Annotated in this window: 24 protein-coding genes; 17 read left to right on the top strand and 7 right to left on the bottom strand. The window is 60.6% G+C overall.

Annotation, left to right across the window (positions count from 1 at the left end):
- The first annotated feature begins 53 nt into the window (after nucleotides 1–53).
- The gene (gltX, locus tag EXN68_RS21390) at nucleotides 54–1,511 is read left to right on the top strand and encodes a glutamate--tRNA ligase (RefSeq protein ID WP_142842756.1); all 1,458 of its coding nucleotides are present in this window, start codon (nucleotides 54–56) and stop codon (nucleotides 1,509–1,511) included.
- A 251-nt stretch (nucleotides 1,512–1,762) separates the two neighbouring features.
- Entirely contained in the window at nucleotides 1,763–3,262 is a 1,500-nt protein-coding gene (lysS, locus tag EXN68_RS21385) for a lysine--tRNA ligase (RefSeq protein WP_142842755.1), read from the top strand.
- A gap of 75 nt (nucleotides 3,263–3,337) precedes the next feature.
- Here the strand turns inward: lysS and EXN68_RS21380 are convergent, their stop codons facing one another.
- Nucleotides 3,338–4,270 carry an ICP22 family protein gene (locus EXN68_RS21380; protein ID WP_237681441.1) on the bottom strand — a complete coding sequence of 311 codons (933 nt, stop codon included), beginning with the start codon at nucleotides 4,268–4,270 and terminating at the stop codon, nucleotides 3,338–3,340.
- A gap of 286 nt (nucleotides 4,271–4,556) precedes the next feature.
- Between EXN68_RS21380 and EXN68_RS21375 the strand changes: the two genes are divergently transcribed.
- From EXN68_RS21375 to EXN68_RS21355, 5 genes are all read left to right on the top strand, one after another.
- On the top strand, nucleotides 4,557–5,447 hold the full coding sequence (locus EXN68_RS21375; protein WP_161991431.1) for a metal ABC transporter substrate-binding protein: 891 nt from the start codon (nucleotides 4,557–4,559) through the stop codon (nucleotides 5,445–5,447).
- Nucleotides 5,444–6,352 carry a manganese/iron ABC transporter ATP-binding protein gene (locus EXN68_RS21370; protein WP_161991430.1) on the top strand — a complete coding sequence of 303 codons (909 nt, stop codon included), beginning with the start codon at nucleotides 5,444–5,446 and terminating at the stop codon, nucleotides 6,350–6,352. The genes EXN68_RS21375 and EXN68_RS21370 overlap by 4 nt, the downstream gene beginning before the upstream one ends.
- Nucleotides 6,333–7,193 carry a metal ABC transporter permease gene (locus EXN68_RS21365; RefSeq protein WP_142842752.1) on the top strand — a complete coding sequence of 287 codons (861 nt, stop codon included), beginning with the start codon at nucleotides 6,333–6,335 and terminating at the stop codon, nucleotides 7,191–7,193. The genes EXN68_RS21370 and EXN68_RS21365 overlap by 20 nt, the downstream gene beginning before the upstream one ends.
- The gene (locus EXN68_RS21360; protein ID WP_142842751.1) at nucleotides 7,190–8,044 is read left to right on the top strand and encodes a metal ABC transporter permease; all 855 of its coding nucleotides are present in this window, start codon (nucleotides 7,190–7,192) and stop codon (nucleotides 8,042–8,044) included. The genes EXN68_RS21365 and EXN68_RS21360 overlap by 4 nt, the downstream gene beginning before the upstream one ends.
- Before the next feature lie 109 nt (nucleotides 8,045–8,153).
- Entirely contained in the window at nucleotides 8,154–8,327 is a 174-nt protein-coding gene (locus EXN68_RS21355; protein WP_003499086.1) for a DUF1328 domain-containing protein, read from the top strand.
- 58 nt (nucleotides 8,328–8,385) lie between these two features.
- On the opposite strand, the gene EXN68_RS21350 is transcribed toward EXN68_RS21355, so the two are convergent.
- A complete protein-coding gene (locus EXN68_RS21350) occupies nucleotides 8,386–9,117 on the bottom strand; it encodes an SDR family oxidoreductase (RefSeq protein WP_142842750.1) in 732 nt (243 codons plus the stop codon).
- Nucleotides 9,118–9,271: 154 nt separating this feature from the next.
- Between EXN68_RS21350 and EXN68_RS21345 the strand changes: the two genes are divergently transcribed.
- On the top strand, nucleotides 9,272–10,045 hold the full coding sequence (locus EXN68_RS21345) for an IclR family transcriptional regulator (protein ID WP_142842749.1): 774 nt from the start codon (nucleotides 9,272–9,274) through the stop codon (nucleotides 10,043–10,045).
- A 106-nt stretch (nucleotides 10,046–10,151) separates the two neighbouring features.
- Here the strand turns inward: EXN68_RS21345 and tal are convergent, their stop codons facing one another.
- Entirely contained in the window at nucleotides 10,152–11,117 is a 966-nt protein-coding gene (gene tal, locus EXN68_RS21340) for a transaldolase (RefSeq protein WP_142842748.1), read from the bottom strand.
- 194 nt (nucleotides 11,118–11,311) lie between these two features.
- Between tal and EXN68_RS21335 the strand changes: the two genes are divergently transcribed.
- Nucleotides 11,312–12,298, top strand: coding sequence for a sugar-binding transcriptional regulator (locus tag EXN68_RS21335; protein WP_142842747.1), 987 nt, complete (start codon nucleotides 11,312–11,314; stop codon nucleotides 12,296–12,298).
- Nucleotides 12,299–12,530: 232 nt separating this feature from the next.
- On the opposite strand, the gene EXN68_RS21330 is transcribed toward EXN68_RS21335, so the two are convergent.
- Complete coding sequence (locus tag EXN68_RS21330) at nucleotides 12,531–13,403, bottom strand: methylated-DNA--[protein]-cysteine S-methyltransferase (RefSeq protein WP_142842746.1); 873 nt, start codon at nucleotides 13,401–13,403, stop codon at nucleotides 12,531–12,533.
- Between the two features lie 207 nt (nucleotides 13,404–13,610).
- Here EXN68_RS21330 and EXN68_RS21325 point away from each other — a divergent pair, with 207 nt between their 5' ends.
- From EXN68_RS21325 to uxuA, 6 genes are all read left to right on the top strand, one after another.
- Nucleotides 13,611–14,327 carry a FadR/GntR family transcriptional regulator gene (locus EXN68_RS21325; protein ID WP_142842745.1) on the top strand — a complete coding sequence of 239 codons (717 nt, stop codon included), beginning with the start codon at nucleotides 13,611–13,613 and terminating at the stop codon, nucleotides 14,325–14,327.
- 63 nt (nucleotides 14,328–14,390) lie between these two features.
- A complete protein-coding gene (locus EXN68_RS21320) occupies nucleotides 14,391–15,365 on the top strand; it encodes a sialic acid TRAP transporter substrate-binding protein SiaP (protein ID WP_110760313.1) in 975 nt (324 codons plus the stop codon).
- Between the two features lie 60 nt (nucleotides 15,366–15,425).
- On the top strand, nucleotides 15,426–15,998 hold the full coding sequence (locus EXN68_RS21315; protein ID WP_020809476.1) for a TRAP transporter small permease: 573 nt from the start codon (nucleotides 15,426–15,428) through the stop codon (nucleotides 15,996–15,998).
- 4 nt (nucleotides 15,999–16,002) lie between these two features.
- Nucleotides 16,003–17,409 (top strand): TRAP transporter large permease, encoded by a 1,407-nt coding sequence (locus EXN68_RS21310; RefSeq protein ID WP_142842744.1) that lies wholly within the window; start codon nucleotides 16,003–16,005, stop codon nucleotides 17,407–17,409.
- Between the two features lie 72 nt (nucleotides 17,410–17,481).
- Nucleotides 17,482–18,528 carry an L-idonate 5-dehydrogenase gene (locus tag EXN68_RS21305; RefSeq protein WP_142842743.1) on the top strand — a complete coding sequence of 349 codons (1,047 nt, stop codon included), beginning with the start codon at nucleotides 17,482–17,484 and terminating at the stop codon, nucleotides 18,526–18,528.
- A gap of 16 nt (nucleotides 18,529–18,544) precedes the next feature.
- Nucleotides 18,545–19,753 (top strand): mannonate dehydratase, encoded by a 1,209-nt coding sequence (uxuA, locus tag EXN68_RS21300; protein ID WP_142842742.1) that lies wholly within the window; start codon nucleotides 18,545–18,547, stop codon nucleotides 19,751–19,753.
- A gap of 16 nt (nucleotides 19,754–19,769) precedes the next feature.
- On the opposite strand, the gene EXN68_RS21295 is transcribed toward uxuA, so the two are convergent.
- Nucleotides 19,770–20,147 (bottom strand): antibiotic resistance protein VanZ, encoded by a 378-nt coding sequence (locus EXN68_RS21295; protein WP_237681440.1) that lies wholly within the window; start codon nucleotides 20,145–20,147, stop codon nucleotides 19,770–19,772.
- A gap of 245 nt (nucleotides 20,148–20,392) precedes the next feature.
- Between EXN68_RS21295 and EXN68_RS21290 the strand changes: the two genes are divergently transcribed.
- Nucleotides 20,393–21,904, top strand: coding sequence for an aldehyde dehydrogenase (NADP(+)) (locus EXN68_RS21290; protein WP_142842740.1), 1,512 nt, complete (start codon nucleotides 20,393–20,395; stop codon nucleotides 21,902–21,904).
- Between the two features lie 279 nt (nucleotides 21,905–22,183).
- On the top strand, nucleotides 22,184–23,434 hold the full coding sequence (gene aztD, locus EXN68_RS21285) for a zinc metallochaperone AztD (protein WP_110760307.1): 1,251 nt from the start codon (nucleotides 22,184–22,186) through the stop codon (nucleotides 23,432–23,434).
- A 69-nt stretch (nucleotides 23,435–23,503) separates the two neighbouring features.
- Here aztD and EXN68_RS21280 read toward each other — a convergent pair whose 3' ends face one another.
- Nucleotides 23,504–24,502, bottom strand: a complete 999-nt coding sequence (locus EXN68_RS21280; protein ID WP_065117656.1) for a TRAP transporter substrate-binding protein — start codon at nucleotides 24,500–24,502, stop codon at nucleotides 23,504–23,506.
- Nucleotides 24,503–24,517: 15 nt separating this feature from the next.
- Nucleotides 24,518–26,350 (bottom strand): TRAP transporter large permease, encoded by a 1,833-nt coding sequence (locus EXN68_RS21275; protein WP_142842739.1) that lies wholly within the window; start codon nucleotides 26,348–26,350, stop codon nucleotides 24,518–24,520.
- Between the last annotated feature and the right edge of the window lie 23 nt (nucleotides 26,351–26,373).

The following is a 26,373-nucleotide window of genomic DNA, read 5'->3' as shown; positions in this document are numbered from 1 at the left end:
ATATACGGGTGAAACCACCCATATTTCAGCCACGTCCACGACGAGTGAATTTCATGACCACTTCCGGCGTTCGCGTCCGCATTGCACCTTCCCCCACCGGCGAGCCGCATGTCGGCACCGCCTATATCGCGCTGTTCAACTATCTCTTCGCCCAGAAACACGGCGGCGAGTTCATCCTGCGCATCGAGGATACCGACGCCACCCGCTCGACCCTTGAATATGAGCAGAAGGTGCTGGAAGCCCTGCGCTGGACCGGCCTCACCTGGTCGGAAGGCCCCGATGTCGGCGGCCCTTACGGCCCTTACCGCCAGTCGGAACGCAAGGCCATGTACTGGCCCTATGCCGAAGAGCTGCTGGAAAAAGGCCATGCCTTCCGCTGTTTCTGCACGCCCGAGCGGCTGGAAGAAATGCGCGAAGCCCAGCGCGCCGCCGGCAAGCCGCCGAAATATGATGGCCACTGCCTCAACCTCAAGGCCGAGGAAGTTACCGCCCGCGTCGCCGCCGGCGAAGCCAATGTCGTGCGCATGAAAATCCCGACCGAAGGTTCGTGTGATTTCCATGACGGCGTTTATGGCGATGTCTCGATCCCGTGGGATTCGGTCGACATGCAGGTGCTGATCAAGGCCGACGGCATGCCCACCTATCATATGGCCAACGTCATCGACGACCATCTGATGAAGATCACCCATGTGGCGCGCGGCGAAGAATGGCTGGCCTCCGTGCCCAAGCACATCCTGCTTTACCGTTATTTCGGCTGGGAGCAGCCGGTGTTCATGCATCTTTCGCTGATGCGCAACGCCGACAAGTCGAAGCTTTCCAAGCGCAAGAACCCTACCTCGATCTCCTATTATTCCGCGCTGGGTTACCTGCCGGAAGCGCTGATGAACTTCCTTGGCCTGTTCTTCATCCAGATCGCCGAAGGCGAAGAGCTCCTGACCATGGAAGAGCTGGCGGCGAAGTTCGATCCGGAAGCGCTTTCCAAGGCCGGCGCCATCTTCGATATCCAGAAGCTGGACTGGCTGAACGGCCGCTGGCTGCGCGAGAAGCTGTCCCCGGAAGAGTTCATTGCCCGCACGCTGGAATGGGCGATGGAAAATGCCCGCCTGACCGAAGGTCTGAAGCTTGCCCAGAGCCGCATTTCGAGACTCGGCGAGTTGCCGAACCTTGCAGGCTTCCTGCTGGCGAGCGATGTCGGCCTGACGCCGGCTTCCTTTGCCGGGCTGAAGAGCAAACCGGAGGAAATCCACGAGATCCTCACCACGGTTGCCGCCGACCTGGAAAAGATGCCGGACTGGAACGTGGAAGCGATCGAGGCCGAGCTGCGCGATGTGGCCGAACGCACCGGCAAGAAGCTGCGCGTCGTGACGCCGCCGCTTTTCGTCGCCGTCTCCGGTTCCTCCCGCTCGCTGCCGCTGTTTGACTCGATGGCGCTGCTCGGCCGCTCCGTTGTGCGCCAGCGGTTGAAGATGGCGATTGCCGTTGTGGCCACGATGGTTGGCAGCGGAAGCTGATAGTTATGTGCTGGCGGTGACGGCAGCATTTTAGAATACGCCTTCTGCCTGGGGCTTACCCCCCTCTGCCCTGCCGGGCATCTCCCCCTCAAGGGGGGAGATCGACAAGCGGCTGACACCTTGCCCATGGAACGGGTGGGCGCGGCATCTGATCTCCCCCCTTGAGGGGGAGATGCCCGGCAGGGCAGAGGGGGGTAAGCCCAACGCACAAAGGCCACCCGCAACGAACAAGCCCGTTAAAGGCCAACACCATGAACGACAAGACGACCGAAACCACCGCCCTCTCCTCCGACGCGACAGAAGTGCGCCGCCAGAAACTTGCGCTGCTGCGCGAGCAGATCGGCGACGTCTATCCGGCGCATTTCCACCGCACCATGAGCAATGCGGAGCTTTCGGAAAAATACGCCGATATCGAAGCCGACGTCGAAACCGGCGATACGGTGACGGTGGCCGGTCGCGTTTATTCCTCGCGCAATTCCGGCATGTTCATGGATATCCATGATGCATCCGGCAAGGTGCAGATATTCTCCCACAAGGATACGACGCCGGAAGCGGCGCGGAACCTTTTGCCGATGATCGATATCGGCGACATCATTGGCGTCACCGGCAAGGTGCGCCGCACCAAGCGCGGCGAGCTGACGATCAATGCCGAAGAAATCACCATGCTGACGAAGTCACTGCTGCCGATGCCCGAGAAGTGGCACGGCGTCTCCGACATCGAGCTGCGTTACCGCAAGCGTCATCTGGACATTCTCTCCAACGAGGAATCCAAGTTGCGCTTCCTGCAGCGCTCGAAGATCCTCTCCGGCATCCGCCGCTTCATGGAGGCCGAAGGCTTCCTCGAGGTGGAAACGCCGATGCTGCAGACCATCTATGGCGGCGCGACGGCTGATCCGTTCAAGACCTTCCACAACACGCTGAAGATGGACATGTATCTGCGCATCGCGCCGGAACTGTTCCTGAAGCGCACGCTGGTTTCGGGCCTGACCGACAAGGTCTTCGAAATCAACCGCAACTTCCGCAACGAAGGCGTTTCCACAAGGCACAATCCTGAATTCACCATGATGGAGTGCTACTGGGCCTATGCCGATTACGAGGACATCATGGGTCTCGTGGAGCGTCTGTTCGAGACGCTGGCGATTACCCTGCACGGCACGACCGAAGTTGAATTCCAGGGCCAGACGATTTCCTTCAAGGGCCCGTTCAAGCGCGTGCCGATGCCTGACGCGGTGAAGGAAGCAACCGGTATCGACTTCCTTGCCATCAAGACCGACGAAGAAGCCCGCGCTGCGGCCAAGGCCGCCGGTTTTCCCGTCGAAAAGGACTGGACCTGGGGCGAATGCCTTGCCTTTATCTTTGAAGAAAAGGTCGAAGGCACGCTGATCCAGCCGAGCCATGTGACGCATTTCCCGAAGGACATTTCGCCCTTCGCCAAGGAAGTGCCGGGCGAACCGCGCCTCGTCGAGCGTTTCGAAAGCTATTGCAACGCCTGGGAAGTGGGCAACGCCTTCTCCGAACTCAACGATCCGGAAGAGCAGCGCCGCCGCATGGTGGAACAGCTGGAACAGGCCCATGCCCGCGGCGAAAAGGACAAGCAGCTGGACGAGGAATTCCTCGACGCCATTGACCAGGGCATGCCGCCCGCCGGTGGTCTCGGCATCGGCGTCGATCGCCTGATCATGCTGCTCACCAACGCCCCGTCGATCCGCGACGTCATCCTCTTCCCGGCCCGCCGCAACAAGGCGGATTGATCGAACGAAAACGAAGGCGGCCGCATGGCCGCCTTCGCTCTTCAAGCTCGGGACCGGCCCACTTCCGCACAACCGTTAATGCCCGGCCTTACCCGCAGCCGGCTGCTCAGCCGGCGCAGTCTCAGTCGCCGGTTTTTCCTCCGCCGCCTGCGCGGTCGTTGAGCCTTTTCCGAAAATCAGCGATTTCAGATAGGTCAGGCTGAAGATGCTGCCGTCATCGGCTTCCGGTGTCGAAGTCAGCAATTCATCGGAACCGGGTTCACCCCGTGCTTCGGGAGACGGCTGCTCTCCATGCGCTTCCGCACCGGCCCCGCCTTCATCCGCCTCCGCGGGTGCTGCGCCATGGCCGCCGCCCTCATCCTTGGCTTCGCCATGTCCGGCCGCGCCTTTCGCAGCCTTGCCTTCATGGCCTTCCGAACCGGCATCCGAAGCTGGCGTCGCGCAATCGGCGGTATCGCTCAGGCTCGCGGCCATGGTTTCGGCGTCCTCAAGCGGCAGATCAATACGCAGCCCATAAAACTGGCCGCTGCCATTGGCCGCGCCATCATAATAAAAAGCGGAATAACGCTGGGCATCGGCGCCCTGCGGAATCTTGGTAGGATCAGGAATGAAGACGACCTGTGCGGCAATGGCCCGGCCGCGCATTTCCGAGCGCAATTGCGGGCCATTCCTGTCGAGCACCGAAACCTGCACCAGATCGGGCTTCTGTTTGTCGTAAACCGCTTTGGCGACGCGGAGCGCGGTCTTCAACCGCTCCGTGCCATCGCCGCCTGCGGTGCGGATGAATTTGCGCACCCATAAGGAACCGTTCTTGCGGATATTGACCGTCTGGACTGCGTCGCAGGAAAGCCCGTTGGTGGAAGCGTAGGATGGGCCAAGCAGCCGATCGCTGCCGATGAACACGGCAGCAGAACCGGTCGCACCCGCCAAAAGCAGGATCCCGCCTACGATCACAACGAGTTTGCGCGAAAACCGCATTCGTCCGAATACAGCTTTCACCCACAACATCCTGACATCAAGTACCCCGCCTTATCGCCCTCACCCCGAAACGTGGCTCTGATGATGAGGAACACACGCGGGATAAGCTCGCAACCTCGCTGTCCGAGCCTTACGATACTGCCGCTTTCTCATTGAAAAAAGTTTAACCACCCCGGCGCAACTCCGGCAAAAACGCACCATTTTCAGACATTTTCAAATGCCGCTAAATTGCGAATGATTTGCAATAGCGTTGACAAGCGTGATTTTATAACAGATGGTATTGCGAATTAATCGCAACAAACATTCGGTGACAGACGTGAACTTCCAGAAAATCCGGCATGCTCTTTTTGCTTTTTCACTTTTTCTCCCCGCAGCCGCGGTGGCGCAGGAAAAACCGAAGGTCGTGACGACCTTCACCATCATCGCCGACATGGCCCGCAACGTGGCGGGGGATGCCGCCGAAGTGGAAAGCATTACCAAGCCGGGCGCTGAAATTCACAACTACCAGCCAACCCCGCGCGACATCCTCAAAGCCCGCAAGGCCGATCTGGTGCTGCGCAATGGCCTCAATCTGGAATTGTGGTTTGAAAAATTCCTGGCCAACCTCTCCGGCGTGCCGAGCGTGACGGTGAGCGAGGGTGTGGAACCCATGGCGATCAGCGGCGGCGCGTATCAGGGAAAACCCAATCCACACGCCTGGATGTCCCCCGATAACGCATTGATCTATGTGGAAAATATCCGCAAGGGCCTTGCCGAGATCGACCCTGCCCATGCCGATGTCTATGCCGCCAATGCCAAGGCCTATTCGGACAAGATCAAGGCCACCGTCCAGCCCATTCGTGATACGCTTTCCGTTCTGCCGGAAAACAAGCGCTGGTTGGTAACGAGTGAAGGTGCCTTCTCCTATCTCGCCCGCGATTTCGGGCTGAAGGAACTGTTCCTGTGGCCGGTCAATGCCGACAGCCAGGGCACACCGCAGCAGGTCCGCGGCGTAATCGACGCCATGCGCGAGCACAATATCCAGGTCATCTTCAGCGAAAGCACGGTTTCCGCCGATCCAGCCGAACAGGTGGCCAAGGAAACCGGCGCAACCTATGGCGGCATACTCTACGTGGATTCGCTGAGCGAAGCGGACGGCCCGGTTCCGACCTATCTCGATCTGCTGCGGGTGACGAGCGAGACCATCGCAAAAGGCCTGTCATCATGAGGATGGGCGGTAAAAAAATAGCCGGCGGCCTTACGGTTCAAAATGCGACAGTGACCTATCGCAATGGCCACACCGCATTAAGAAATGCCAGCTTTTCCATCCCCCGCGGAACGATAACTGCACTTGTCGGCGTCAATGGCGCCGGCAAGTCCACGATTTTCAAGGCGATCATGGGTTTCGTGCCGCTGGCCGCCGGTTCCGTCTCGATCTTCGACCTGCCGGTGAAGGAAGCGCTCCGGAAAAACCTCGTTGCCTATGTGCCGCAGGCCGAGGAGGTGGACTGGAGCTTTCCGGTGCTGGTGGAGGATGTGGTGATGATGGGCCGTTATGGCCACATGAACTTCCTGCGCATCCCGTCCAAACGCGATCACCAGATGGTGGAAGAAGCGCTGAAACGCGTCAACATGCTCGATTATCGCAAAAGGCAGATCGGCGAGCTCTCCGGCGGGCAGAAGAAGCGGGTGTTTCTGGCCCGCGCACTGGCGCAGGAAGGCCAGGTCATCCTGCTCGACGAACCTTTTACCGGCGTCGACGTGACGACGGAAGAACAGATCGTCGCACTTCTGAAAGCGCTGCGCGACGAAGGCCGCGTCATGCTGGTCTCCACCCACAATCTCGGCAGCGTGCCGGAATTCTGTGATCGCGCCGTCTTCGTCAAGGGCACGGTTCTGGCGTCAGGCAGGACAGAGGATACCTTTACCGAGGAGAACCTGCAAAAAGCCTTCGGCGGCAGCCTGCGCCACTTCATCCTTGGCGGGGCCGACCTGCATGACGATGCCGATCCACGCCGGGTAAAGGTCATCACCGATGACGAACGGCCCTTCGTGATTTACGGCAAGAATGGCCAGAACGGACACGATCCCGTGGCTCCGAAAGAAAAAGTCGATGATAAACAGCCTTCTTGAGCCCTTCACCTATGGCTACATGCTGAACGCCATCTGGGTCAGCGCGCTGGTCGGCGGCGTCTGCGGTTTTCTCTCTGCCTATCTGATGCTGAAGGGCTGGTCGCTGATCGGCGATGCTCTCTCCCATGCCATCGTTCCGGGCGTTGCCGGCGCCTATATGCTTGGCCTGCCCTTTTCCCTCGGGGCCTTTCTCTCCGGTGGGCTTGCCGCCGGCTCCATGCTGTTCCTGAACCAGAAGACCAGGCTCAAGGAAGACGCGATCATCGGGCTGATCTTCACCTCGTTTTTCGGGCTGGGGCTGTTCATGGTCTCGCTGTCGCCGACCTCGATCAATATCCAGACCATCGTGCTTGGCAATATCCTGGCAATCACCACCGAAGACACCATCCAGCTGGCGCTGATCGGCGGCATCAGCCTTTTGGTTCTGGCATTAAAATGGCGCGACTTCATGGTGGTGTTTTTCGATGAGAACCATGCCCGCACCGTGGGGCTGAAACCGGAAGTGCTGAAGGTGATCTTCTTCACCCTGCTCGCCGCCTCCACGGTGGCCGCACTGCAGACGGTTGGGGCTTTTCTTGTTGTCGCCATGGTGGTGACGCCCGGCGCCACCGCCTATCTCCTGACCGACCGTTTCGAGCGGCTGATCCTGATGAGCCTCATCATCGGCGCTGCCACCAGCTTCGTCGGCGCCTATCTCAGCTATTTCCTCGATGGCGCCACCGGCGGCGTCATCGTTGTGCTGCAAACCGCGATCTTCCTGACCGCCTTTATATTTGCGCCCAAACATGGCCTGCTCGCCTCCAGAGCCAAGGCCCGCAAGGCACTGGGGGAAACGCCATGAGCGAATATCTCGAACTCGCCATCCTGCCGTTTCAACTGCCCTTCATGCAATATGCCTTCGTGATCACCCTGATGATCGCGGTGCCGATGGCGATGCTCTCCTGTCTTTTGGTGCTGAAGGGCTGGTCGCTGATGGGGGATGCGGTTTCCCACGCCGTGCTGCCGGGCGTGGTGATCGCCTATATCGTCAGCATTCCGCTTTCGATCGGCGCCTTCATCGCCGGCATGATCTGCGCGCTCGGCACCGGTTTCATCAAGGAAAACAGCCGCATCAAGGAAGATACGGTGCTCGGCATCGTCTTTTCCGGCATGTTCGGGCTGGGGCTGGTGCTTTACGTGAAGGTGCAGAGCGATATGCACCTCGATCACATCCTCTTCGGCGACATGCTGGGCATTGCCCCGTCAGACATGCTGGAGACCGGTCTGATCGCGCTTTTCGCCACGTTGTTCCTCGGGCTGCTGCGCAAGGATCTGCTGGTGAATGCTTTCGATCCGCAACATGCCAAGGCAATCGGTCTGCCGGTGCGTATTCTGCACTACGGTCTGCTGATGGTTCTGTCGCTCACCGTGGTCGGCGCGCTGAAAGCCGTGGGCATCATCCTCTCGGTCGCCATGCTGGTCACGCCGGGCGCAATCGCCTTCCTGCTGACACGGCGCTTTTCCGCCATGCTTGTCGTCGCCATCATGGTGGCGGTCATCTCGTCACTGTCAGGCATATGGCTGAGCTTCCTGATCGACAGTGCGCCGGCCCCTACCATAGTGCTGTTCATGAGCATCGCCTTCGTCGCAACCTTCATCCGCACCACCTGGAAAGCCCGCCGAATTGACGCAGCGGCTGAAAAAGGGATTTAAAACAACGATTTTTGCGGGCGCATGGAACATTTTCGCCTTTTGCGCGTCATTTTCGAGAGTCCGCCGCGAGGCGGCAGACTCTTGAAAATTAAGCGAAAGGGGAAGCTCCATGCTGAAATGGGCTCTTATTTTCTTTGTTATCTCTTTGATCGCGGGCGTATTCGGCTTTACCGGCATTTCGGCAGCGGCGGCGGGCGTGGCCCGAATTCTGTTCTTCATCGCCGTGGTGATCTTCCTGGTCTTCCTCGTGCTTGCACTGATGGCCGGAAGCGCCGTCGTCTGAATGAAAAAAGGCGACCGGCTTTTACGCCGGTCGCCTCTTCTCTTTTCTTTTAAAAAGCTCAGCCCGTCCAGCCGCCGTCGATCACATGGATCTGGCCGGTGGTGAAGCCTGCCTCATCCGAAGCAAGGTAAGTGACGAGCGCGGCGATTTCTTCCGGCGTCGCGATGCGACCCATTGGCTGGCGGGCAATGAAATCCGCGAGTGCCTGTTCGTAATTGCCAGTGGCGCGCAGGCGGTCATGCAAGGACGGGCTGTCGACCGTGCCGGGGCAGATGGCGTTGCAGCGGATACCCTTGGTGACAAAATCGGCGGCGATGGCCTTCGTCAGACCCACGACGGCCGCTTTGGATGCGGTATAAGCGAAGCGGTTCGGCACGCCCTTCACGCTTGATGCAACCGAGGACATGTTGACGATCGCGCCCTTGCCCTTTTCCAGCATGCCGGGCAGGAAGGCGCGGCAGGTGCGATACATGGCCTTGGCATTGAGATCAAAGGAGAAATCCCAGTCCTTTTCCTCGCAATCGAGAATGGTGCCGGAATGCACGAAACCGGCGCAGTTGAACAGCACGTCGGCATGGCCGATCTCGGCGGCGAAATCCTTGACGCCTTCGCCATCCAGCACGTTCAGAACCCGCGTTTCCGCACCCTTCAGGGTGGAAAGCGCCTGTTCGTTGATATCGGTGGCGATGACGCGCGCGCCAAGCGAGATGAACCGCTCCGCCGTCGCCCGGCCGATACCCTGGCCGGCGGCGGTGATCACCACTGTCCGGCCGTTAAAATCCTGCACCATGAATAGCCTCCCGCTATAGCGCGCCCGCCCACCGGGTTCAGGCCGCTGAATTTCAGTGATCTCAAATATGGATCGACAATTCATATGTAAACGCGGTATTCATATGGCGTCAAGCAAACTTGCGCCGCAACCGCGCAAAACGCATCGAGGCCAGATGACAGAAGACGACAGCGAAAGATACCGCGCCCCCGCCCTCGACAAGGGCCTGGACATTCTCGAGCTTCTGGCCCGCACCGATGGCGGGCTGACGCAGATCGAGATCGCCAAGGCTGTCGGCAAGAGCCCGAACGAGCTTTACCGCATGCTGGACCGGCTGGTGCGCCGGGGTTACGTGCAGCGGCTTGAGGGCGACCGTTTTTCGCTGACGCTGAAAATGTTCGGGCTGGCGCATTTCCACGCGCCAATCCGCCGGCTCGTCTCGTTCGCTGCGCCGGTGATGCGTGATTTTTCCGCCAGCGCCGAACAGGCCTGCCATCTGGCCGTTTATGACCGCGGCAGCGTGGTCGTCATCGCCCAGCAGGAATCCTCCACCTATTGGGCCATGTCCATGCGGGTGGGCGCGCAGATGAGCCTGTTCCACACCGGCTCCGGCCATGTGCTGCTCGCCTTCCAGACCGAAGCGCAGCGCGAGATCATGATCACCGAACAGGTGCGCGGCAGTGGCGAGACCGTGCCCCCCGATCTCACGGAGCGGTTACGGCAGGTGCGCAGCAACGGTTTCGAATCCATGGACAGCCTGCAGACCGCCGGCGTGCGCAATATTTCCGCCCCCGTGCTGACGTTGGACGGCACGGCGCTTGCCGTCATCACCTGCCCCTATATCACGCCGCTTGGTGGCAAGGCGCCCACGCGTGAGGCTTGCGAAGGGCTGATCCGCGATGCGGCAAAGCGCATTTCCGAGGTGGCGACTGGAAAAGGAACCGACTAAGGCGAACAAAAAAACGCGACCGGCAGGGGCCCGATCGCGTTTTGAGTGACTGGAGATTTATGCTGTGTAAACGCAAGGGGAACGTGGATTGTTCCCCTTTTTTTTATCAGGCCGCAGCCAGCGTCAGTTCCTTGCGGACCATTTCGCGCAGCGTCACCAGATCCTTGGCGAACAGGCGGATGCCTTCCGAGAGCTTCTCGGTTGCCATTGCGTCTTCGTTCATTGCCCAGCGGAATGCCTTTTCATCGAGCGACTTCAGCGGCTCTGGCTTGGCATTGTCCGGCGAGAGCTTGCGCTCCAGCTTGCCGCTGTCCTTGTCCAGCTCTTCCAGGAGCGCCGGGCTGATCGTCAGGCGATCGCAACCGGCAAGCGCTTCGATTTCGCCGACGTTGCGGAACGACGCGCCCATGACGACGGTGCTGATGCCATTGGCCTTGTAGTAGTTGTAGATGCTGCGCACCGAAACAACGCCCGGATCGGTCTCGGCGGTGTAGTTCTCACCGGTCGACTTCTTGTACCAGTCGAGGATACGGCCGACGAAGGGCGAAATGAGGAAGACCTCGGCTTCGGCGCAGGCAATTGCCTGAGCCTGCGAGAACAGCAGCGTCAGGTTGCAATCGATGCCTTCGGACTGGAGAACCTCGGCTGCCTTGATGCCTTCCCAGGTGGAGGCAAGCTTGATGAGGATGCGCTCACGCTCGATGCCGCGCTCCTTATAGGCCGCGATGATCTGGTGCGCCTTGGCAATGGAAGCCTGCGTATCGAAAGAGAGGTCGGCATCCACTTCGGTGGACACGCGGCCGGGAACGAGACCCGCAAGCGCGGCGCCAACGGAAATGGCAAGACGGTCTGCAACGGCGGCAACAACGGCGTCGGACTGGCCGCCCTGCGTCTTGCCCCATGCGACGGCTTCCTTCACCGCATCCGCAAAGGCCGGCGTGCCGAGTGCCTTCAGAACGATGGTGGGGTTGGTGGTGCAATCCACCGGCTTCAGGCGCGCAACCGCCTCGATATCGCCGGTGTCGGCAACAACCGTGGTGATGGCGCGAAGTTGTTCGAGTTTGGACGTCATATCGAATGATCCTTCATGATCTCTTGAAAACTTGCTCACCCGTCTTTTCGTTCCCGCACCATGGGTGCGCCCAAGGCCGAAATCGCGGTTTGTCCGGCTCCGACTATCGCAAGCGGCATGGTCGAAAGTCAAGACATTTGCGCATCGCAATTGACATAAGTTTCACGCCTGCGATACTCCGTACCATAAAGAGAATGGCGGAAACCGTGGCGAAACTGAGAAGAGAAACCCATACGGCCTATTCGGAAGCGGCTTCGCTGAGGCTGCGCGCCGCATGGCTCTATTATAACCAGGGCATGACGCAGAAAGACGTCGCCGAAAAACTGGGGATCAGCCGCTCCACCGTCATCCGCCTGCTCGACGAGGCGATGAAACGCTCGGAAGTGCAGATCTGGATCAATGAGGGCATCGAGGATTTCGTGGCGCTGGCCGGCCAGCTGGAAGCGGCCTACGGGCTGGATGAGGCCGTCATCATCCCCTGTCCCGAGAAGGCAAGCGCCGAGAGCACCGCCAAGGCGGTCGGTCTGGCGCTTGGGCAATTCCTCTCCGAGGTGGTGCCGAACGGCGCCACCATCGGTGTCGGCTGGGGCCGCACCATGACCGCCTCGCTTTCCAGCTTCCGCCCGCCGCGACGGGAAAACTGCAAGGTCGTCTCGCTGCTCGGCGGTATCGTCGCCGTGCACCAGACCAACCCGCTCGACTACACCTGGCGACTGGCAAGCGCGCTTGGGGCGGAATGTTACATGTTTCTGGCACCGCTGCTGGTGGATTCCGTCGAGACCAAACGGGCGTTGATCGAAAAATGCGGGCTCGCCACACTTTACGATCTGGCCGAGACGCTGGACCTTGCCATTGTCTCCTGCGGCGATATCGGCCCGCATTCCACATCGCTGTCGGAAGGTTTCATTTCGAAGGAGACGCTGCGCGAGCTCATCGATGCCGGCTGCGTCTGCGATACGATGTTTAACTTCATCGATGCGGAAGGTCGCTCCGTCGACCACCCGATCAACGAGCGCGCCATGGCGATCGATCTCGATACGCTGCGCAAGGCCAAACACATCGTTCTCGCCTCCGGCGGCGCCCACCGCGCCATAGCCATCCGCGCCACCATCAAACGCACTGGCTGCAATACGCTGATCACGGATGAGGCGGCGGCGCGGGCGTTGATGGAACTGGTTTAGGCTACATCAGGTCATTTACGGGCGGCAGGCCATTCGCGGGACACTCTCGCCACCCCCAACGCCAGCCTCGTCCCTCCACCGTCATCCTCGCCCTTGAGGCGAGGATCTACAAGCGGTGGGCATGGGTCCTCGGGTCAAGCCCGAGGATGACGTCGCGCATGAAAAACCCTATCAATATAAACCAGGACCAAAGGGATCAGGCCGGGCGTAATAAAGACAATCCAGGTCTCTCTCACACCTTACCCGTCTCCCAACCAAGCATCGCCCGCTTGCGGGTCAGCCCCCAGTGATAACCCGTCAGCGCCCCGCTTTTGCCGACGGCACGGTGGCAGGGGACAACGAAGGAGACCGGGTTGGCGCCGACCGCGGCACCCACGGCGCGTGATGCTGTGGGTTGGCCGATATCACAGGCGATGTGGGAATAGGTGACGGCGCGGCCCATCGGGATTTTCAGCAGGCTTTCCCACACCCGCACCTGAAAATCCGTGCCGAGCAGAACGACACGCAGCGGCCTGTCCGACTGCCATAAAGACGGCTCGAAAATGCGGGCGGCGTAAGATGCGGTCGCCTCACGATCTTCGACATAATCGGCATTCGGCCAGCGGCCGGCCATATCCTCGAAGCAGGCCCTTTCTTCGCCCGGATCGGCAAATGCGCAGCCGGCAAGGCCGCGATCCGTCACCATGACCAATGCAAGACCGAAGGGCGAGGCGTGGAAACCGTAGCGGATCGTCAGCCCGCCGCCCTTGGCCTTCCATTCGCCGGGCGACATGGCCTCATGGGTGACGAACAGATCGTGCAGGCGGCCTGGCCCCGACATGCCAACCTCGATCGAGGTTTCGAGCAGCGGCAGATCTTCCTCGCGCAGCAACCTCTTGGCATGATCGAGCGTCACGGCCTGCAGGAATGCCTTGGGCGACAGACCGGCCCAGCGGGTAAAGGTCTTCTGCAATTGCGTCGGCGACTGGCCGAGCCTTGCAGCAATGGCTTCGAGGGAGGGCTGCTCGCGATAATCCAGCGTCAAAAGCTCGATAACCCCGCGTACCGTCTCGTAATCGGTGCCGATGGGGGTGATGTCTTCATTCAGCATGATGTTGGCGTTCATTGCATTTCTCCTAACGCCTCACAGAAAACCACTAAAGCGCGTTCGTCTCCACCCGTTTCTTGCGTCCAACATTCTTCGATCTGGAGCAACGTAATTTTTCCACTCACGGTCCGATTGACAGCACCGCATAAATGTTCCCTAATAAAATTGGTAAGACAATCTTACCGCTTGCGCGAAGGGGGGAGACTTTCGCGCTGGGAGGATATCATGTTTGTGGCTCTGGAGCCGCGCCGCCTTTACCGGCTGGTCGCGGAACAAATACGCTTGCTCATCGAGAGCGGGGAACTGACGGATGGTCAGCGCCTGCCGGCGGAACGCGACCTTGCCGAACGCTTCGGCGTATCCCGCCCGACAGTGCGGGAGGCGCTGATCGTTCTGGAAGTGGAAGGTCATATCCACATCCGCATGGGTTCGGGCGTTTATGTAAACGCATCGCGCAAACCGGACGCGCAAAAGCCGCCAATGCCGGATGCGCATGGGCCATTCGAAATCCTGCAGGCGCGCTGCATCATCGAAAGTGCGATTGCGGAAGAGGCCGCACGGCTTGCCACACCGGAGTGCATCGCCAAGCTCGATGATATCATCGAACGCATGGCCGGCGCGCTCGACAGCTCACCACAGGCGCTCAATTTCGACCGGGCCTTCCACACCGCGATTGCCGATATCATCGGCAATTCGGCGCTCAATCGCTTTACCGGCCTGATCTATGACGAGCGCAGCCTGTCACCCTTTTTCGAAAAGCTCGCCAGCTATTTCGAGGGACCGCACACATGGAACCTCGCCGTGCAGGAGCACCGCGCAATCCGCGACGCCATTGCCGCGAACGATCCGGAAGGTGCCCGCGAGGCGATGCGGCAGCATCTGACGCTGTCGCAGAAGAGATTTTCCGAGAGTTTCGGGGAGGAAACGATCGGGGAAGAGTGACCGTCGCCGCAACCGGCAACGGAAAAAACAGCACATCTGGCTTTAATTCGGGAGGAGTTAAGAATGAAAATCAGATTGTCGACTTTGATGGGCGCAACAGCCGCCATCCTGCTTTCCGCCCTGGCGGCGCAGGCGCAGACCACACTGAAATGGGCGCATGTCTACGAGACCTCCGAACCGTTCCACACCGATTCGGTCTGGGCGGCGGAAGAGATCGCCAAGCGTACCGATGGCCGTTACAAGGTGGATGTTTTCCCCGCCTCGCAGCTTGGCAAGGAAGCCGATATCAACCAGGGCCTGAAGATCGGCACCGTTGACATCATCATTTCAGGTTCGAGCTTTGCCGCACGTGATTTCAAGCCGATCGGCGTCACCTATTTCCCTTACATCTTCCGCGATCCGAGCCATTTGATCGCCTATACCAAGAGCGATATCTTCAAGCGCCTCGCCAAGGGTTATGAAGACAAGACCGGCAACCACATCGCCGCCGTCAGCTATTACGGCACGCGCCACACCACATCCAACAAGCCGATTGCCGCGTGCGCCGACATGGCGGGCCTGAAGATGCGCGTTCCCGACGTTCCGGCCTATCTGGCCATGCCGCGCGCCTGCGGCGCCAACACCACGCCGATTGCCTTTGCGGAAGTGTATCTGGCGCTGCAGAACGGCACCGTCGATGCGCAGGAAAATCCGCTGACCACCATTGAGGCGAAGAAGTTCTTCGAAGTGCAGAAGAACATCGTCCTGACCGGCCACATCGTTGACCACCTCAACACGGTGATCTCGAAGAACCTGTGGTCGCAGCTCTCGGATGACGACAAGAAAATCTTCACCGAAGTCATGCAGGAAGCCGCCGAGCGGACCACCAAGACCATCGATGAACGCGAGAAAAGCCTCGTCGAAGACTTCAAGAAGCGCGGCCTGACCGTTGCCGAAGTCGACAAGGCCGACTTCGAAAAGAACGTCATCGAAAAAGTGAAGTTCGAGGACTTCGGTTACGACAAGGCCGACTGGGAAGCCATTCGCGCCGTCAAGTGAGCCAAGATCCGGTGCGGCTTCTTTGCCGCACCGCCCTTTCTCTCCAGACGGGATATCTCAATGTCGCAGGAAATCCATACTCAGGTCACGCCTGAGGAACTCGCCCATACGTTCGATGAGGCGCCGCCCGAGGTCGATCTCAAGGTCTATTCATTCGAGGACTGGGTCACGCTCGGCCTTTTCTGGCTGATGACGGGCTGCGTGTTCCTTCAGTTCTTCACCCGCTACGTGCTCAACAACAGTTACGCCTGGACGGAAGAAATCGCCGTCAACTGCCTGATCGGCGTCGTGTTTTTGGGGTCGGTCATGTGCGTGCGCATGTCGCGCCACATTCAGGTGGATGTGCTTTATCACTACGTGCCACCGCAGGTGGCCCGCGCCATGTCGATCCTCGTCGATGTGCTGCGCATCCTGTTCTTCGCCTACACATCCTGGCTGATGTGGCGTTATCTGGAAATTGTCGCGGATGAGGAGATGGTCACCGTGGCGCTGCCGCGCAACATCGTTTTCTACACGGTTCTGGCGGCATTTGTCTTGATGTTCTTCCGGTCCGTGCAGGTGTTCATCGCCAATATGCAGCGCGGCTATTCCGTTCTGGAACGGCCCGAAGAATTCCAGAGCGCGGGGGATTGATCAGATGCTGCTTCTTATCGGCTCATTTCTTCTGCTGATGGTAATCGGCCTGCCGGTCGCCATTTCCATGGCCTCGGCGTCGCTGCTCTATATCGTGTTCTACAACGTCGCGCCTGATATCATCGCGGCGCAGCGCCTGATCGCCGGTGTGGAAAGCTTCCCGCTTCTGGCCGTTCCCTTCTTCATCCTTGCCGGCAATCTCATGAACACGGCAGGGGTGACCGGACGCATCTATTCCTTCGCCGTCGCACTGGTCGGCTGGATGAAGGGTGGTCTCGCACAGGTCAACATCATCGGCTCGGTGATCTTTTCCGGCATGTCCGGCACCGCACTTGCCGATGCCGCCGGCATCGGCACCATCGAAATCAAGGCCATGAAGGACCATGGTTATCCGGTCGAAGCGGCCGTCGGCGTTACCGCCGCCTCCGCGACGCTCGGACCGATCTTCCCGCCATCGCTGCCCTTCGTCATCTACGGCATGATGGCGAATGTCTCGATCGGCGCGTTGTTCATGGCCGGTATCGTTCCGGGCGTCGTCATGACGCTGTTGATGATGATCACGGTTGCGGTCTTCGCCTATATCAAGGGCTGGGGCTCCGACACGCCGTTCAGCCTCAGAACCATCTTTGGCGCGTCGATAGAAGTCTTCGTGGTGATGATGGTGCCGCTCGGCATCTATATCCTCACGGCATTCGGCCTGTCGCTCAACCTGTCGATCCTGATCGTGCTGGTCATCCTGCTCGCCTGCGACTGGTATTTCGACTTCTCCGCCGTGATGGCGCTGATGACGCCTGTCATCCTGATCGGCGGCATGACCATGGGCTGGTTCACGCCGACGGAAGCCGCCGTTGCCGCTGTTCTGTGGTCGCTGTTCCTCGGGCTCGTCCGTTACCGGACGATGACCTTCAAGACGCTGGCAAAATCGACCTTCGACACCATCGAAACGACCGCTTCGGTGCTGTTCATCGTCGCGGCGGCCTCCGTCTTCGCATGGCTGCTGACCGTCAGTCAGGCCGCACAGCTTCTGTCGGCGGCGATCCTGACGATCACCGACAGCAAGTGGATTTTCCTCGTGCTGGTCAATCTCCTGATGCTGTTCGTCGGCTGTTTCCTCGATACGATCGCGGCGATCACCATCCTCGTGCCGATCCTGTTGCCGCTGGTGCTGCAATTCAATATCGACCCGGTGCATTTCGGCCTGATCATCACGCTCAACCTGATGATAGGGCTGCTGCATCCGCCGCTCGGCATGGTGCTGTTCGTGCTCTCGCGCGTGGCGAAACTCTCCGTCGAGCGCACCACCATCGCCATCCTGCCGTGGCTGGTGCCGCTGTTCGTGGCGCTGCTGCTGATCACCTTCATTCCGGCAATCACCTTGTGGCTGCCGACCGAAATGGGCCTGATCCGCTGACGCAAACATCATTGCCCGCGCGGTTCGCCGCGCGGGTTCATCCATAAAACACCCATAAATGAGGGCATCGTCATGCAGACACGCGTGGCACGTCTACACGGCGTTAAGGACATCCGCGTCGAAACCCAGGAGCTTGTGGCTCCCGGCCCCGGCGAAGTGCTGCTCACCATGGCGGCAGGCGGCATCTGCGGCTCCGATCTGCATTATTATCAGGATGGCGGTTTCGGCCCGGTGCGGGTGCGCGAGCCGATCATCTGCGGTCACGAGGCATCCGGCCATATCGCAGCTTTGGGCGCTGGCGCCAGCGGGCTCGCCATCGGCCAGCTCGTCGCTGTCAATCCGTCGCAGCCCTGCGGCCATTGCCAGTTCTGCCTGAAGGGCCAGCCGATCCATTGCCTCGAGATGCGCTTCATGGGCAGTGCCATGCGCCTGCCACATGAGCAGGGCATGTTCCGCGACCGGCTGGTGGTTCCGGCAAAACAATGCGCAACATTTTCAGACGCGACCTCGCCCGCCGAGGCCGCCTGCACCGAACCGCTCGCCGTCTGCCTGCATGCAGTTGCCCAGGCCGGCGATCTGACAGGTGCGAAGGTGCTGGTCACCGGCGCCGGTCCCATCGGCCTTCTGACCATTGCCGCCGCCCGCCATGCCGGCGCCGGCACCATCGTCGCCACCGATCTCACCGATGCCGCGCTGGAACGCGCACCCGCGATGGGTGCCGACCGCACCATCAATGTCGCGAAGGACGCGGAGGCGCTTTTGCCCTATCAGGACAACAAAGGTTATTTCGACGTCATTTTCGATTGCTCCGCCGCCGGCCCCGCCCTTCGAACCGCCTTTGCCTGCGTGCGCCCGCGCGGCACCATCGTACAGGTGGGCGTCACCGGCGACATCACCATTCCGCTCAATGCATTGGTGGGCAAGGAAATCCTCTGGCGCGGCTCGCAGCGTTTCCATGATGAATTCGCCATCGCCGCCGGGCTTATCTCCACGCACGGGATCGATGTGCGGCCGATCATTTCCCACAGCTTCCCGCTTGGCGAGGCGAAAGCGGCCTTTGAACAGGCCGGAGACCGCTCCGCCGCCTGCAAGGTGCAACTGACATTTTCAGCAGACTGATATTTGAGGATTTAAGATGAGACATACATGGCGCTGGTTCGGCCCGGTCGACAAGGTCACGGTTCAGGATGCGGCTCAGGCGGGTGCGGAAGGCATCGTCAGCGCGTTGCACCACATCGCCACCGGCGATGTCTGGCCGGTGGACGAAATCACCAAACGGCATGAGGCGATCAAGGCCGGCGGGCTTTATTGGGACGTGGTGGAAAGCGTGCCCGTCTCCGAAGACATCAAGACCCAGACCGGGGATTGGAAAAATCACATCGCCAACTGGCAGGAAACCCTGCGCCGCCTCTCCGCCTCCGGCATCCGCACCGTCTGCTATAATTTCATGCCGGTGCTGGACTGGACCCGCACCGACCTGCGCTGGGAAACCAGACACGGCGCAAAGGCGATGCGCTTCGATCTTCCCGATTTCGCCGCCTTCGACATTCATATTCTGAAACGCCCGGACGCCGGGGCCGACTATCCGGACTGGCTGCTGGAGGAAGCGGCAAAACGCTTCGCCGACATGCCGGATACAAAAATCACCGCGCTCGGGCGCAATATCGGCGCTGGCCTGCCCGGCTCGGCGGATGGTTATACGCTCGCCCAGCTGCTCGAAAAACTGCGCTCCTATCACGGCGTCAACCGTGAAAGGCTGCAGCAGAACCTGATCGATTTTCTCGCCGAGGTGACACCGGTTGCCGAGGAAGTGGGCATCAACATCTGCGCCCATGGTGATGATCCGCCATGGCCGCTGCTCGGTCTGCCGCGTATTCTCTCAACGGAGGCGGACTATGCCCACATGCTCTCAAAGGTCGACAGCCGCGCCAATGGCGTGACGCTCTGCACCGGCTCGCTCGGCGCACGGGCGGATAACGACCTGCCCTTCATCGCCAGCCGTTTTGCCGATCGCATCCATTTCGTGCATCTGCGCAATGTGACGCGTGACACCGATACCGTGCCCTGCTCCTTCTTCGAGGACGAACATCTGGAAGGCGGCACCGACATGGTCGCCGTCATCGCCGCACTTCTGTCGGAGGAAACCCGCCGTCGCGCCGAAGGCCGTGAAGACCACACCATTCCGATGCGGCCCGATCACGGGCAGGAAATCCTCGACGATCTGACGCGCGGGGCGCAGCCCGGTTATCCCGCCATCGGCCGGCTGAAAGGGCTGGCGGAGCTGCGCGGTATCGAGCGCACCTTGTCACATGCTCGTTTCGGGCTGGGAACGAGCGCCGAATGAGTTCTTTAGTCCGCCATCACCTTGAGTCGGAATGACTGATGAGAGAAGCTGCGGTCAATCGTGCCCTGAACTGGAGATAGGAAAGAGCAGCCAGCCCGCCGGCTATGGCGCCGGCGGCTTTCACCGCGGCGTCCATCAAATGCGGATGCCGTGTGGGCGACAGAAACTGCAGCGCCTCGATACCAAAAGCCGCAGTGACGCCCGCAACGATGACGGCGAGCCAGTGGCGCGGATAGGCAAACACGAAAGCCGCCGAGCAGAAAGCGAAGGCGGCGGCACGGTCTATCCCCACCGTCGTCAGCGTGTGAGGCCGAAAGCCGATCGGGCAGATTGTAACGATCACGATCAGCAGAAAAACCGACCAGGCGATGTATTTCGGAAGTCTATTTGTCATCATGACGTCATATAAAACGCCGTGCGCGTAAACGGAAGCGGGTGTTTTTCACGTCTCGCCCAATTAATCACACTTTTTGGTCAAATAGTTGAGAAACCGCCTTTCGCTCAGGCCCCGCACGGGCTAAGGCAGAAGGCAACCGGGCGAGGACCGCGGCTGATGGCGTTTGTGCTGTCGCCTTTCGGTCGATGCCACGGTGTCGGGTGGATTTTCCACGCAGGATCAGATTTTCAGGGAAGAGCACAATGAGTTTCAAGCCGCACGGCAAACATCTGGTTGCAGGAGAATGGGTCGCAACGGAAGCAAAATTCCGCAGCGAGCCTGCACATGGCGAGGCTTTCGATTTTTCGGTCGGCACGGTCGATCTGGTGAACAAGGCTGCGGAAGCTGCTGAAGAAGCCTTCTGGAGCTACGGCTACACCACCCGCGAAGAGCGCGCCGCATTCCTCGACACCATCGCCGATGAGATCGAAGCCCGCGCCGACGCCATAACCGAAATCGGCTCGTCCGAGACCGGCCTGCCCGCAGGACGCCTGCAGGGCGAACGTGGCCGCACCGTTGGCCAGCTCCGCCTTTTCGCCTCGCATATCCGCAAAGGTGACTATCTCGACCGCCGCCACGACGAAGCGCTGCCGGATCGCCAGCCGCTGCCGCGCCCGGATATCCGCCTGATGCAGCGCCCGATCGGCCCCGTCGCCGTCTTCGGCGCGTCGAACTTCCCGCTCGCCTTCTCCACGGCCGGTGGTGACACCGCTGCTGCTCTGGCCGCCGGCTGCCCCGTCGTCGTCAAGGGCCATTCCGCCCATCCCGGCACCGGTGAAATCGTTGCCGAAGCGGTTCTTGCCGCCGTCAAGAAGCACAATCTGCATCCCGGCGTCTTCTCGTTGATCCAGGGCGGCCGCCGCGATGTCGGTTCCGCGCTCGTGCAGCATCCGCGCATCAAGGCGGTCGGTTTCACCGGTTCGCTTGCCGGCGGTCGCGCGCTGTTCGATCTCTGCGCCCAGCGCCCCGAGCCGATCCCCTTCTTCGGCGAACTCGGCTCCGTGAACCCGATGTTCCTGCTGCCGGAGGCCGTTTCCGCTCGTGGCGAGGCCATCGCCAAGGGCTGGGCCGGTTCGCTGACCATGGGTGCGGGCCAGTTCTGCACCAATCCCGGCATCGCCGTCATTCTCTCCGAGCAGGCGGATGCGGTTGCTGAAACCGCACGTGCCGCGCTTTCCGAAGTCGGCCCGCAGGTCATGCTGACGGATGGTATCGCTTCTGCCTATCGTGACGGCCGCGACCGTATCGCCGCCGGCAACGGCGTGCGCGACGTGCTGACCACCACCTGCAACCTGCGCAATGCAACGCCTTATCTGTACCGGGTGTCCGGCAAGGACTGGGTTGCCAACCACGCACTTGCCGAAGAAGTCTTCGGACCGCTCGGCCTCATCGTGACGGTCGATAGCCCGGAAGAAATGCTGGAAGTCGCAAAGAGCTTCGAAGGCCAGCTGACGGCCACCCTGCATCTGGATGGCGGCGACGCCGAACTCGGCCGCAAGCTGCTGCCGATCCTGGAGCGCAAGGCCGGCCGCGTTCTCGCCAACGGTTTCCCGACCGGCGTGGAAGTCTCCGAAGCCATGGTTCATGGCGGTCCTTACCCGGCATCGACGAACTTCGGCGCAACCTCTGTTGGCACCATGTCGATCCGCCGCTTCATGCGTCCGGTTTCCTACCAGAACATCCCTTCGGATGTTCTGCCTGACGATATCCGCTAAAACTGACGGAGGCAGGCGCAGCGATGCGCCTGCCCTTTTTATTCGGCTTTACCGCCCTTCGGTAAATACGGCCTGACGCTGAAGCGTCGCCCGCCTCCCCTTCTCCCGCCTCACGGTCCCCATCCAGATTTTTCCGTACCAAGACGTCGGCATCGGTTGACATCGCCCCCGCACGTAATGCTAATAAGCAATCTCGTAACGTAATAACATTACAATCATCCATCAGAACCGATACCGGTTCGTATCCGCACGGGGATGATAACGTCTGGAAGGAACACCATGAGATTTTCCCTTCAACAGCACCTTGGCATGAGCGCGCTTGCCACGTGCCTTGCCCTCACCCTGCCGCTCGCCTCTGGCGTGGCGCAGGCGGAAGAAAGCGGCGACACCGTCAAGGAATGGCGTCTCTTCATCGCCGATCACACCCAGCCGGTGGTGCGCGCGATCAATTTCGAAACCGGCAAGGAACTCGGACGCTACGACCTCAAGGGCTATGCGGCGCTGACCGCCAGCGCCTCCGGCAAGACTGTTTTCGCCACACAGTCAGATTCGGATATCGTGCATGTGATCAAGACCGGCATCGTCTTTTCCGACCACGGTGAACACCGCGATCTGGATGTGGAAGATGCAGCACTGCTGCCCGTTACCTTCGAAGGCAAACGCCCGTTCCACGTCGTGCCGCATGATGACCATGCCATCCTGTTCTACGACCGTGGCGGCAAGGCTGAGATCATCGATGAGGCTGCCCTGCTGGACGGCAAGGCAAAGGTCCGCACTGTCGATACGACCGCCCCGCATCACGGCGTGGCGGTGACGATGGGCCGTTACGTTCTGGTGTCCGTACCCAATACGCAGATCGAAACCAAACCCGACACGCTGCCACCCCGCATCGGGTTGCGGGTTCTTGACAGGGAAGGCAAGCAGGTTGGTGAACAGGCAACATGCACCGATCTGCACGGCGAGGCGACATCCGCACGGCTTGCGGCTTTTGGCTGCAAGGAAGGCATTCTCGTTGCCCGGCCGGGCGGCACGGATGGCCCGAAGCTCGAAATGCTGGCCTATCCGGAAGATTTCCCGAAAGCCTATACCGGCACGCTGCTCGGCGGCAAATCCATGCAGTTTTTCCTTGGAAACTACGGTGAAGACAAGGTCGTCCTGATCGATCCTGACAGCAAGGACGCCTTCCGTCTGGTGGAGTTGCCGACCCGACGCGTCGATTTCATCCTCGACCCCGCCAATCCGCGCAATGCCTATATCCTGACGGAAGATGGCGACCTGCACGTGCTTGACGTGCTGGAAGGCGCCATCACCCGCAAGGCGAAGGTGACCGAACCCTACAGCAAGGATGGCCATTGGCGCGATCCGCGTCCGCGTCTCGCCGTTGCCGACGGGCAGGTCGCAATTTCCGATCCGCGCCATTCGCTGGTGCGCGTGGTGGATGCGGAAAGCCTGAAGGAAACCCGTACGCTTGCGGTGGAAGGCCAGCCTTACTCCATCGTTGCCGTTGGCGGCTCCGGCGCTTCGCACTGATACCGAACAAAAGAAACCCCGTGCGCCCGAAGGACGCACGGGGTTTCCTGATTTTGATGGGCCGTATTATCAGGCCGACTGCACAGCCTGTATCTTCTCGATGCCGCCAACAATGCCGGAGAAATCCTGCCAGACGCCCTGCGCGCCCTTGCGCCATTCGTCCAGCGCTTCCGGCTGCAGCACCTTGCCGCCCTTGGAGAGCGCAAGCTCGACGGACTTTACCTCGTCCTCGACGATCAGCTGGTTGAAATACTGCGCGCCTTCGCTCGATGCTTCCAGGAGAACCTTCTTCTCTTCGTCATCCAGCTGGTTCCAGAAGGTCGCACCGTAATAGACGACGCCTGAAGCCCAGATGTGGCCGGTTTCCGTCAGATAGGGCACGACCTCGTAAAGCTTGAAGCCGGCATAAGCGGACTTGGTGAGATCCATGGCATCAGCCACGCCGGTTGCCAGCGCATTATAGGTCTCGGTAATCGGAATCCCTACCGGGGTGGTGCCGAAGGCGCTCCACAGCTTGGTGTGCAGCGGGCTCTGGATGACACGGATCTTCTTGCCTTCCAGCTGCTCCGGCCGGGTTACCGGCTCCTTGGTCAGAAGATGGCGTGCGCCGTAATTGATGAAATCGGCGGCGATGAATTGCTGGGCGGCGAGCTTCGTCTTCAGATCAGTGCCAGTCTCGCCCGTCACCACCTTGCGCACATGGTCGGCATCGCGGAACAGGAAAGGTAGATCGAGGATCTGCAGTTCCGGCACCCAGCCCGAAAGCGAGGAGACTGTCGAAAGGCTCGCCTGAACCGAGCCCAGGCGGATATTTTCCGCCACTTCCTTTTCACCGCCCAGCGCACCGCTCTTGACGATGTTGAAACGGAAACGGCCGGGCAGCTTTGCCTCCACCAGCTCGCTGATCTTCACCCAGATTTTCGTCTCCGGCTTGTCATCGGCAAACAGCGAGGCAACGGTGAGGCTGCGGGTTCTGGCATTCGCCGTACGCACAAAGGCGGGCGCGGCGAGCGTTGCGGCGCCGATGGCGGAGAGTTTGAGGAGATTGCGGCGATCGATAATAGTCATGATTGAACCCCAAATTTAGAAGAAAATGGCCCAGGCGCACAGAATGGCGAGGGAAACGAGAAGCGAGACGAGATAGGGAACGACGGCCCGGAAAAGTGCTGTCGCCGGAATGCGGGTGACGCCGCTGACCACGAAGATCAGCATGCCGAGCGGCGGCGTCAGGCCATGGATCATCAGATTGACCACGAGAATGACGCCGAAATGGATGGGATCAATGCCGGCTGCCACGGCTGCGGGCAGCAGGATCGGCCCGAACAGCAGGATGGCAGCACCAATATCCAGCACCAGACCAACCACGAGCAGGATGAGGTTGGAGAGCAGGAGCACCGCAATCTTGCTGCCGCCCAGAAGCGTCACAAAATCGGTGACAAGGCCGGAGACATTGTCCACCGCCAGCAGGAAGGCGAAAGGCCCCGCCGTGCCGATCAGAAGACCGATGGCCGCCGCCTCACCCGCCGACTGGCGGAAGGTCGCGAAAATGCGGCCCGCGCCCAGCCGGTAACCGAAACCGAGAAACAACGTATAAAGGGCGGCAAGGGCCGCAGCTTCCGTGGTGGTGACGACGCCGATGCGGATGCCGACCACCACGATGACGCCAAGCCCGAAGGCAGGTATCGCAGCCACGGCCGAACGCCAGCGTTCGCTGCCTGTCGCCCGCGGCAGGGTATCGACGCTGCGCACGCTGAGATGGATTGCCACCGCAAGGCAGATTGCCATAAGCCCACCCGCGAAGAAGCCGCCAACCAGCAACGAGCCGACCGACAGGTTGGTGGCCGTTGCGAGGATGAGAAAGGCGATGGAAGGCGGAATGACATTGTCCAGCACCGAGGTAGCGGCAATGATCGCGCCCGCCTGCGCCGGCGGATAGCCGTGCTTCACCAGTTCCGGCTGGAAGGTGGAAGCGCCGAAGGCGGCATTGGCGACCGAGGAGCCGGATGCGCCGGAAAACAGCACGCTGGTCAACAGCGTCGTCTGCGCCAGCCCTGCCCGCCGGTGGCCGACCATGGAGGCGGCAAAACGAACCAGCTGGTTGGCGACGCCTGATTCCGTCAGCAGGCTGCCGGCCAGCAGGAAGAAGGGAATGGCCAGCAGCAGGAATTTCGACATGCCCGTCACCGTCGAGGACACGATGGCCGGCTCCGGCAAGGTGCTGCCGAAGGCGATCGCCACATAGGCGGCGGCGAGGAAGGCATGGGCAAGCGGTGCGGCCAGAACCAGCCCCACGGCCGCCGTCAGCGCCAGAAACAGGCTCGGCGGCAGGCTCGTATCGATAAACAGTTCCGGCAGGCCGACATAAGAAACGACCGCGATGGCGACGGAGAGCAGAACGGCAAGCGCCTTGCCTTCACCGATCCGTTGAAGCGCCAGATAGACAAAGATCAGCGCACCGCCTGCACCGAGAAAACCGAAGCGCACCCATTCCGGCAGACCAAGCGTTGGCGATGTGCCGCCCAGCATGGCCGCAATCTCCACCCCGCCGAAGGCGAGGATGAGGGCTGCGACGAAGGAAAAGGCATCGGCCAGAACTTCGGTTGCGGCATGAAAGCGTTCCGGCAGGAAGCGCACGAATACATCCAGCCGCATGGCCAGAGCGCTCTTGAGGCTGAGCGGCGCGCCGACCGCGATCATCGCCACATTGAGCCAGATGCCCAGATCTTCCGCGCCGATGAAACCGGTATGGAACAGATATCGCAGGGCGACATTGACCAGCACCACCACAAGAAGCGTTGCAAGGATGGCTGCGGCAACCGCGCCCAGCGCCTTGTCCAGAACGGCAAGCGCCCGTTCGGCCACGCGTTGTGGACCGAAGCGCCGTTGCGCGATTGTTGTTGCCGGACTTGCCGTCATGTTGTTCTTCTCCACTCCCGCAC

This window comes from Martinezella rhizogenes, from assembly GCF_007002745.1.
Taxonomy (GTDB): Bacteria; Pseudomonadota; Alphaproteobacteria; order Rhizobiales; family Rhizobiaceae; genus Agrobacterium; species Agrobacterium cucumeris.
The sequence above is the reverse complement of the archived record's forward strand: the minus strand, read 5'-3'. Positions and strand labels throughout refer to the sequence as shown.

Bases quoted from the DNA above. Each gene is read 5' to 3' on its own strand.
- EXN68_RS21290 (WP_142842740.1), top strand. From the start codon at position 20,393: ATGAGTTTCAAGCCGCACGGCAAACATCTGGTTGCAGGAGAATGGGTC.
- EXN68_RS21335 (WP_142842747.1), top strand. From the start codon at position 11,312: ATGGCGGAAACCGTGGCGAAACTGAGAAGAGAAACCCATACGGCCTAT.
- tal (WP_142842748.1), bottom strand. From the start codon at position 11,117: ATGACGTCCAAACTCGAACAACTTCGCGCCATCACCACGGTTGTTGCC.
- EXN68_RS21360 (WP_142842751.1), top strand. From the start codon at position 7,190: ATGAGCGAATATCTCGAACTCGCCATCCTGCCGTTTCAACTGCCCTTC.
- EXN68_RS21295 (WP_237681440.1), bottom strand. From the start codon at position 20,147: ATGACAAATAGACTTCCGAAATACATCGCCTGGTCGGTTTTTCTGCTG.
- EXN68_RS21320 (WP_110760313.1), top strand. From the start codon at position 14,391: ATGAAAATCAGATTGTCGACTTTGATGGGCGCAACAGCCGCCATCCTG.
- EXN68_RS21370 (WP_161991430.1), top strand. From the start codon at position 5,444: ATGAGGATGGGCGGTAAAAAAATAGCCGGCGGCCTTACGGTTCAAAAT.
- EXN68_RS21380 (WP_237681441.1), bottom strand. From the start codon at position 4,270: ATGTTGTGGGTGAAAGCTGTATTCGGACGAATGCGGTTTTCGCGCAAA.
- EXN68_RS21345 (WP_142842749.1), top strand. From the start codon at position 9,272: ATGACAGAAGACGACAGCGAAAGATACCGCGCCCCCGCCCTCGACAAG.
- EXN68_RS21315 (WP_020809476.1), top strand. From the start codon at position 15,426: ATGTCGCAGGAAATCCATACTCAGGTCACGCCTGAGGAACTCGCCCAT.
- EXN68_RS21275 (WP_142842739.1), bottom strand. From the start codon at position 26,350: ATGACGGCAAGTCCGGCAACAACAATCGCGCAACGGCGCTTCGGTCCA.
- EXN68_RS21310 (WP_142842744.1), top strand. From the start codon at position 16,003: ATGCTGCTTCTTATCGGCTCATTTCTTCTGCTGATGGTAATCGGCCTG.
- aztD (WP_110760307.1), top strand. From the start codon at position 22,184: ATGAGATTTTCCCTTCAACAGCACCTTGGCATGAGCGCGCTTGCCACG.
- EXN68_RS21355 (WP_003499086.1), top strand. From the start codon at position 8,154: ATGCTGAAATGGGCTCTTATTTTCTTTGTTATCTCTTTGATCGCGGGC.
- EXN68_RS21280 (WP_065117656.1), bottom strand. From the start codon at position 24,502: ATGACTATTATCGATCGCCGCAATCTCCTCAAACTCTCCGCCATCGGC.
- EXN68_RS21325 (WP_142842745.1), top strand. From the start codon at position 13,611: ATGTTTGTGGCTCTGGAGCCGCGCCGCCTTTACCGGCTGGTCGCGGAA.
- EXN68_RS21330 (WP_142842746.1), bottom strand. From the start codon at position 13,403: ATGAACGCCAACATCATGCTGAATGAAGACATCACCCCCATCGGCACC.
- lysS (WP_142842755.1), top strand. From the start codon at position 1,763: ATGAACGACAAGACGACCGAAACCACCGCCCTCTCCTCCGACGCGACA.
- EXN68_RS21305 (WP_142842743.1), top strand. From the start codon at position 17,482: ATGCAGACACGCGTGGCACGTCTACACGGCGTTAAGGACATCCGCGTC.
- gltX (WP_142842756.1), top strand. From the start codon at position 54: ATGACCACTTCCGGCGTTCGCGTCCGCATTGCACCTTCCCCCACCGGC.
- EXN68_RS21350 (WP_142842750.1), bottom strand. From the start codon at position 9,117: ATGGTGCAGGATTTTAACGGCCGGACAGTGGTGATCACCGCCGCCGGC.
- EXN68_RS21365 (WP_142842752.1), top strand. From the start codon at position 6,333: ATGATAAACAGCCTTCTTGAGCCCTTCACCTATGGCTACATGCTGAAC.
- uxuA (WP_142842742.1), top strand. From the start codon at position 18,545: ATGAGACATACATGGCGCTGGTTCGGCCCGGTCGACAAGGTCACGGTT.